At 65.5% G+C, this 7,375-nt stretch carries 6 protein-coding genes; 2 read left to right on the top strand and 4 right to left on the bottom strand.

Annotated elements, in window-relative coordinates:
* The 4 genes from C0606_16885 to C0606_16870 all read right to left on the bottom strand — a co-directional run.
* Window positions 1-1,979 (bottom strand): hypothetical protein (locus tag C0606_16885; protein ID PLX36361.1); only part of this gene is annotated, 1,979 nt, incomplete at its 3' end.
* Between the two features lie 633 nt (window positions 1,980-2,612).
* Complete coding sequence (locus tag C0606_16880) at window positions 2,613-3,521, bottom strand: U32 family peptidase (protein PLX36360.1); 909 nt, start codon at window positions 3,519-3,521, stop codon at window positions 2,613-2,615.
* Window positions 3,518-4,516, bottom strand: a complete 999-nt coding sequence (locus tag C0606_16875; protein ID PLX36359.1) for a protease — start codon at window positions 4,514-4,516, stop codon at window positions 3,518-3,520. Before C0606_16875 ends, C0606_16880 begins: the two co-directional genes overlap by 4 nt.
* Window positions 4,513-5,157 (bottom strand): sterol-binding protein, encoded by a 645-nt coding sequence (locus tag C0606_16870; GenBank protein ID PLX36358.1) that lies wholly within the window; start codon window positions 5,155-5,157, stop codon window positions 4,513-4,515. The genes C0606_16875 and C0606_16870 overlap by 4 nt, the downstream gene beginning before the upstream one ends.
* A 58-nt stretch (window positions 5,158-5,215) precedes the next feature.
* On the opposite strand from C0606_16870, the gene C0606_16865 reads away from it, so the two are divergent.
* Both C0606_16865 and C0606_16860 read left to right on the top strand, forming a co-directional pair.
* A complete protein-coding gene (locus C0606_16865; protein PLX36357.1) occupies window positions 5,216-6,736 on the top strand; it encodes a UbiD family decarboxylase in 1,521 nt (506 codons plus the stop codon).
* The gene (locus tag C0606_16860) at window positions 6,733-7,308 is read left to right on the top strand and encodes a hypothetical protein (GenBank protein ID PLX36356.1); all 576 of its coding nucleotides are present in this window, start codon (window positions 6,733-6,735) and stop codon (window positions 7,306-7,308) included. The genes C0606_16865 and C0606_16860 overlap by 4 nt, the downstream gene beginning before the upstream one ends.
* Window positions 7,309-7,375 lie beyond the last annotated feature (67 nt).

Below are 7,375 nucleotides of genomic sequence, written 5' to 3'. Positions count from 1 at the left end.
GCACGCGACGTGTGGACCGGCGAACCGCGACGACGGTGCGTGGCACGCGACGTGTGGACCGGCGAACCGCGACGACGGTGCGTGGCACGCGGCGTATGGACCGGCGATCCGCGACGACGGTGCGTGGCACGCGGCGTGTGGATCGGCGAGCCCCAACGGCGGTGCGTGGCACGCGGCGTGTGGATCGGCGAACCGCGACGACGGTGCGTTGCGCGCGGCGTGTGGATCGGCGAGCCCCAACGGCGGTGTGTGGCACCAGGCGTGTGGATCGGCGAGCCCCAACGACGGTGCGTAGCGCCCGACGAATGGACCGGCGAGCCGTCACGACGGTGCGTGGCGCCCGGCGTGTGGACCGGAACCGGCGGCACGATCGGTGTCGGCGTTGCCTCGATCGGCTCGGCTTCGCAAGGCTGATAGATCTCGACGTCACCGATCTTGGTCGCATCGTTGGAAACGAACGACTCGTTGATCGGCTCACCGGCTTCGGTGAGGTTCTGGTCGAGGTCGATCATGTAGGACTGCAGCGGACCGGTCGCCGGAGTGGCCGGACCATCGGCCGGATAGGCAGCGAGTGCCTCATCCGAAATCAGATCCACGATTGCCTCTTCCGAGGTACCCTGAAGGCCATGCACCTCCGAGGGATCGTCCTGCGCACCCGTACCCGGGTTGGTGCAGGCGCCATTCGGCTTGGGCGAGCACAGCGCGTCACCGGTCGTCCAGACGAACGCATTCGGCTGGGCCGGATCGACGGCGAACTCTTCCGTGTAGCCAAGACCGAAAGCCGCGCCACCCGAGCTGTTCGCGCGGATATGGGGCGCACCCTCGTTCTTGCGGTCGTAGAAACCGACGTCATAGCGTCCGACAGGTGCCCAGACGCCGCCATCGATCAGTTCGTAGCGGATCAGACGGGCTTCATGCGGCCAGGCAAACGGCTCGACGGCATCAAGACCGAGATTGCGAACGCCACCACGCTCGGACACGAGCATGATGTTCTGTTCGGTGCAATCCGGGAAGGTGATGTCGGTCACCGGATGGCTGGCGCCGGCGCGTTCGAGATCCTTCGGATCGACGAAGAAGTCCGGCAGGGTGAATTCGCGCCGCACGTCGGTGGCGTCGAACGACCCGTCCTCGGTGATGCCGACCGACCAGACCGTGTTGAGCTGATCCTCACCGGCAGCCGCCCATTCCGGGTTGCCGAAGCCCTGGCTCGACCACACCGCATAGTACAGACGAACCTTCTCCGTTTCCGGATCCTGACGAACGCCGAGACCCCAGACACGACGGCGGAAGTCGGCGAAGTTCCAGCAAGCCGGGGTCTTCGCGAAATCGCCGGCCGTGCAGCCGGTGGTCTGTGCGCTGGTCGCGGGATCGAACGCGACCTCACCAAGCGACATCTGTCCGCCGGTGGCCGCGTCGAGGAAGCTCGCCCGCCCCTGCATGCCGTGATCGAAGACGCCGAGATCGGTTCCGTCGTCAACACTGAGACGATGGATCATGCCGGTCTCGAGATCGGACACGTAGAGCTGACGGTTCACCTTGTCGAAGGCGATGTTGCCGAGAGCCGCACCGGTATTGGCGCGACCGTCAAGCGTGATGTTGGCAAAGGGCGCCGGCTGATAGCCGCTGTCCTTGTCGAGTTTGTAGACCGTGCCCGGAGTACCGCCCTCGGGACCCCACATGCCGTACATCCAGTCGGAATTGTCGGCATTGCGGTGCAGACCGAAAGCAGACGTCGCGGTCAGGTAGACGTTCGGGCCACCTTCGGCATCGTCAAGCGCGACACCGAAAACCTGGCCGATTTCACCGGAGGTGACGGGCGCACGCTGCGGCTCGTCCATCCAGTGCTGCCCCTCGGGGGCAAATTGCGGGTTCCGTACATCAACGATGCTACCGACGACGCCGGCAGGATCGATGACCGGACGGCCTGCTTCGTCCGCGGTTCCCGAGAACCGCGTCGCATAGGCTTCACCTGCGGCCATGGGCGCTTCTTGCGCCGCCGCTGGAAGGAGCATAACGCCGAGCAGACATAATGCGCCGGATAACGGCTTCACCATTCCCCTAAATGGGTGCCTAGGCCAGCCGATACCTCGGACCCTTGTTCCGTGTTCTTTCTGGACCATGATTTTTACCCTTCTGGCAGAAGCGGCACTTGACCGCTGCCCCTGCTCGTTGACGCCTCCCGATAGAAACATTCTACCATGAAGCAGACACATCAAGAATTATTGCCTAATTATTTGTCGAAAAAAGGACCAATGCGTGAACAAGCCGAAATTAATTTCTAATGGTAAACGCCAAAAGCCCCCAAAACTGTGTTGCAGGTCATAGACAGGGCGAATTGTCGTCGCTGAAGGCTACCAAATGCAAATGTAAATGCGAGGCGCTTTCATTTGCCAGACCGTGCCCACGACTTGTGCGGCATCGCTGCAGCGCAGTATTCGCGCAAAGATGGCAGGCGTGAAGCTTACCATAAGTGGCCTGCGACGCGCACCTTCGCGCGGGAAATGGCGCTACCGGGCCTGTTCGGCCGCGCGACACCATCTTCCGCAGGGAAAGACAGCTTCACGTTTCCGTGAGGTCAAGTCGACGCGGCGCCGTGGCCAACACGCTGCCGCCTATTCGGCCGCAACATAGGCGGCGCCCGCCGTATCGTGCAGAAAACCGTTGGAGAAGGAGACATCCGGCGCGAGCGCTGCTAGCTGCCGCATCGCCTCATCCGGCGCCAGGGCGCCATCCAGCACATCGCGGAAACACCTGGAAACGGCGACCATATCGCAACTGTGCGGCGACAGGCGGAACGACGTCACGCCGGCCTCCAGCAACACCGGGATATCGGCGGCGAGATTGGCCCAGCTCTGCGACATGGTCTGGATGCCGTTGATGGCGAGGAACTTCTGGTCGTCGAGCGTATCGACATCGCGGCCATCGGGGTCGAGTTCGCAGACGAACTGGCAGGAGTCCTTGGCGAGCCCCTCGACGCGGGCATGGTAACAGCGCGCCGAGACGGCGAGCGGCACACGACCGAAAGCAAACACCTCGATATCGCAACCCGACTCGCGACCGGTTTCCGCCAGAACGCGCACGGAGGCGAGCGGCAGTTCGGGTGGCAGGCAGACGGTCTCGGCGCCGTTTCCGGCGAAGAAGCGGAGCGTGCCCTCGCTGTAGGTGTTGATCAGCGGGCCGATGACATGCGGCTTGCCGGCGAGCGCGCCGACGGCACTGACATCGTTGGCCTCGACCAGCCCCGGCGCGTCCTTTGCCGTGGTCTGCACCTGCGCGCGTTCACGTTTCAGCGTGACCAGCGCCAGCGTCGACAGCACCACCGTCTTGCCGGCGGCCTCCAGCCGCTCCATCGCCTCGATCAGCACGTCCTCGTGGAACGGCTCGCGCTTCGAACAGACAACTTCTCCGAGGAACACCCGGTCGACGGGCGCTTCGTCGGCAATACGAGCGTAGAAATCGCGATAGGTATCTGCCGGCCAGTTGAACAGCAGCGGCCCGAGAGTGAGCTTCGCCTTCGTCATCGCCAGACCTTCCGATATGCGCCGCCCGTACTCTGACCGCCCTCGGTGAAGGCAGCGAGCGCCAGCGGAGCGATCGGCCGGCCGGCATCGAGATCATCGACCGATTTGCGGAAAGCCCGCACGACAGCTTCGGCATAGGCGCGGCTGCGCTGGCGGCCCTCGATCTTGAGCGCCGTGACGCCAGCATCGCGCAGCGCCGGCATCAACGCCGTCGCGTCGAGGCTGACGGGGTCCTCGAAGACGTGCTCACGTTTCTCGCTACAGGCAAAGCGCCCCTTGCACAGCGTCGGGTAGCCGCGCGGCTCGCCCTGCCCCACCCGATTGATGGTGAAGCCGCCGAGGCGGGAGACGAACTCGCCACCCTCATCCTTGTATTCGACATGGCTCGCCGGCGAACAGACGCCATTCATATTGGGCGACTTGCCGGTGGCGTAGGACGACAACGAGCAGCGGCCCTCGGCCATCACGCACAGGCCGCCGAAGGCGAAGACCTCGGTCTCGCAGGTGATTTCCTTGTTGATCGCGGCGATTTCCTCGACCGTCAGCACGCGCGGCAACACCACGCGGCGCACGCCGAACTGGCTCTGATAGAAGCCGATGGAGTCCGGTGCCGAAGCCGCCGCCTGCACCGAGAGATGCAACCGCGCTTCCGGGTGTGCCTCGCGGGCATAGGCCAGCAACCCGATGTCGGCGAGAATCAACGCGTCGGCCTTGGCGCGCACCGCGTCGTCGACGGCGCGCTGCCAGAGGTCGAAGGCACCGGCACGTGGAAAGGTGTTGATGGCGATAAGGACATTGGCGCCGCGCTTGTGGGCGTAGGCGATGCCTTCCTTCATTTCGCTGCGCGAGAAATTGAGGCCGGGAAAGTTGCGGGCGTTGGTCTCGTCGGCAAAGCCGCAATAGACGGTGTCGGAACCGGCATCGACCGCGACTTTCAGCGCTGCCGGCGTGCCGGCAGGGCAGACCAGTTCGAGCGAGCCGCGCGCCGCCCTCATGCCGGTTCTCCGTGATGTGTCTCGTCTTCGGCGGGGCGCTCGGTCAGGAAACGGCGCACCAGGCCGTCGAAGCGGTCGATAGCGCCGAGCGCCAGCCCGCTCGCCGGGCCGAACGCGCGAGCCGCTTCCTCCGCCAGATCGATACCGTCGGCATCGAGCGCGTTGCGCAATGCGACGACCGCGGACACATCGCCCTCGATCTGGATCTCGCTGGAGAAGAACAGGGCATCGCCGTCCAGCCGGCCACGGCCCATATCGACAAGCGTCAGGAACGGCCCGGCGATGCGGGCATCGTAGGCGACGCCGTCGAGGCTGCGGACAACCTGCAGATTCATCCGCCGGTGACCGCCGATGGACGGCCCCGGCGACAGCACGAACGCGAACGGCAGGTCGGTCGGTTCGATCGCGAAGGTCTTCACCGCCTCCTCGCCAAGCCTCTCGAACAGCCGATGGTGGCGGTCGGCGACCTGATTGGCGACGTGGCCAAGCGCGCCGCGCAACGGAAACAGCGGCAGCGGCCGAAGCAGCGTGCCGATCACGGGATGAAGAGTATTTTCGCGGGTCACGTCGCTTCGAGGCCTCCCTGGCAGCCTGCCTGAATGATCGTCGATACCCTTTCGCCGGCTTCCCGCCTTTGACATCCGTCAAGGCGCGCCGGCCATATCGCCGCGCATATGGGCAAAAAGGTACATAGACGCCGTGCGAAGCCTGCCGCCCTTTCGCAATCTCGGATCGTTTCTCGCCACGCTGACCGGTCGCGGTCAGGTGACGCGTGTTGCCGCGCCCGTCTCCGTCGATCTCGACATGAGCGAGATCCATCGCCGCGTCATCGCCGAAGGCGGTCCTGCCCTCCTGTTCGAAAAACCGTTACTCGCCGACGGGTCGGTTTCCGATATCCCGGTGCTGGTCAATCTGTTCGGCACGGTCGAGCGCGTCGCCTGGGGTCTTGGCGTGACGCCGGACCAACTGCCGGCGCTCGGCAACATGCTGGTCGAGCTACGCCAGCCAACGCCGCCGCGCTCGCTTGGCGATCTTGCCGGGCGCATGCCGCTTGCCAAGGCAGCGCTCCGGGCGCGGCCGAAGGAACTGTCCTCGGCGCCTGTGCAGGAAGTGGTGCTGAAGGGCGCGGACGCCGACCTCACCCGCCTGCCGGTGCAAACCTGCTGGCCGGGCGAACCGGCGCCACTGATCACATGGCCGCTGGTCGTCACCTCGCCACCCGACGATTTCGATCCGGCGAGCGCCAATCTCGGCGTCTATCGCATGCAGGTGCTCGGCCACGACCGGGCGATCATGCGCTGGCTGCCGACGCGTGGCGGTGCGCGCCATCATGCGATGTGGGCAAAACAGGGCCGCGACATGCCGGTGGCGATTGCCATCGGCGCCGATCCCGCGACCATGCTGGCGGCTGCCATGCCGCTCCCCGAAACCGTGTCCGAACTGACCTTCGCCGGCGTGCTCGGCGGCGAGCGCTCGCGCCTCGTCACCGGCGTCACCGTGCCGCTGCCGGTGCCGGCGGAAGCCGAGATCGTCATCGAGGGTTACGTCTCGCCCAGCGAGACCGCGCCGGAAGGGCCCTATGGCGACCACACCGGCTACTACAACTCCGTCGAACCGTTTCCTGTGCTGCGGGTGACCGCGATCACGCGGCGCAAGAAAGCGATCTACGTCTCGACCTTCACCGGCCGCGCGCCGGACGAACCGGCGGTCATCGGCGAAGCGTTCAACGACGTGTTTCTGCCGCTCCTGCAACGCCAGTTCCCGGAGATCGTCGATTTCTGGCTACCGCCGGAAACCGCCTCCTACCGAGTCGCCATCGTCGCCTTCAAGAAGGCCTATCCGGGCCATGCGCGGCGGCTGATGATGGGGCTGTGGTCCGTGCTGCCGCAATTCGCGCTGACGAAGACGATCATCGCCGTCGATGAGGACGTCAACGCGCGCGACTGGAAGGACGTGATGTGGGCGGTTTCGACCCGCTCCGATGCCTCGCGCGACCTGCTCGTGCTGACCGACACGCCGATCGACTATCTCGACTTCGCCTCGCCGAAGACCGGCCTTGGCGGCAAGCTCGGCATCGACGCAACGATGAAGATCGGCGCCGAAACCGAGCGGGAATTCGGCACGGTGATGGCCGTCGACGAGGAAACCAAATCCCGCGTCGACAGGCTTTGGCCGGACCTTGGCCTTGGCGTTGCGCCCGGGCGGAGTGCCGCGGAATGAGCCCGCGGCGCGTCATTGTCGGTCTGTCGGGCGCATCGGGCGCGGCGCTTGGTGTGCGCATCGTCGAACTGCTCGGCGGGGTCGAGGGCATCGAGACTCATCTGATCGTGACCGACGCCGCGAAGCGCACGCTGGCGCTGGAGCTTGACGATGGCGCCGCAGACCGGCTTTTCGGCCTCGCCGACCAGGTGCACGCGATCGACGATATCGCTGCGGCACCGGCGAGCGGCTCGTTTCGAAGCTCCGCGATGATCGTCGCGCCCTGCTCGATCCGGGCGCTGTCGGCGATCGCGACAGGCCTTGCCGACGATCTCCTTGTTCGTGCCGCCGACGTACATCTGAAGGAGCGGCGGAGGTTGGTGCTTATGGCGCGCGAAACGCCGCTGCATCTCGGGCATTTGCGGGCGATGACCGCCGTCACCGAGATGGGCGCCATCATCATGCCCCCGGTGCCGGCCTTCTACCGCCGGCCGGACAGCATTGCGGCACTCGTCGACGATCTGGCGCGCCGCGCCATCGGCCTTGCCCTGCCCGACATCGACACCGGGCTTGCCGAATGGGCGGGGGGCTGATCGGCAAGAGATGTGAGTGCCTTGACAGCGCCGGATCGCTCCGGGATGGATCGGCATACCTGTTCAA

This window comes from Hyphomicrobiales bacterium (assembly GCA_002869065.1).
In the GTDB taxonomy this organism is placed as follows: domain Bacteria; phylum Pseudomonadota; class Alphaproteobacteria; order Rhizobiales; family Rhodobiaceae; genus Rhodobium.
Note: the sequence above shows the minus strand (reverse complement) of the source record. Positions and strands in the feature narration are given on the sequence as shown.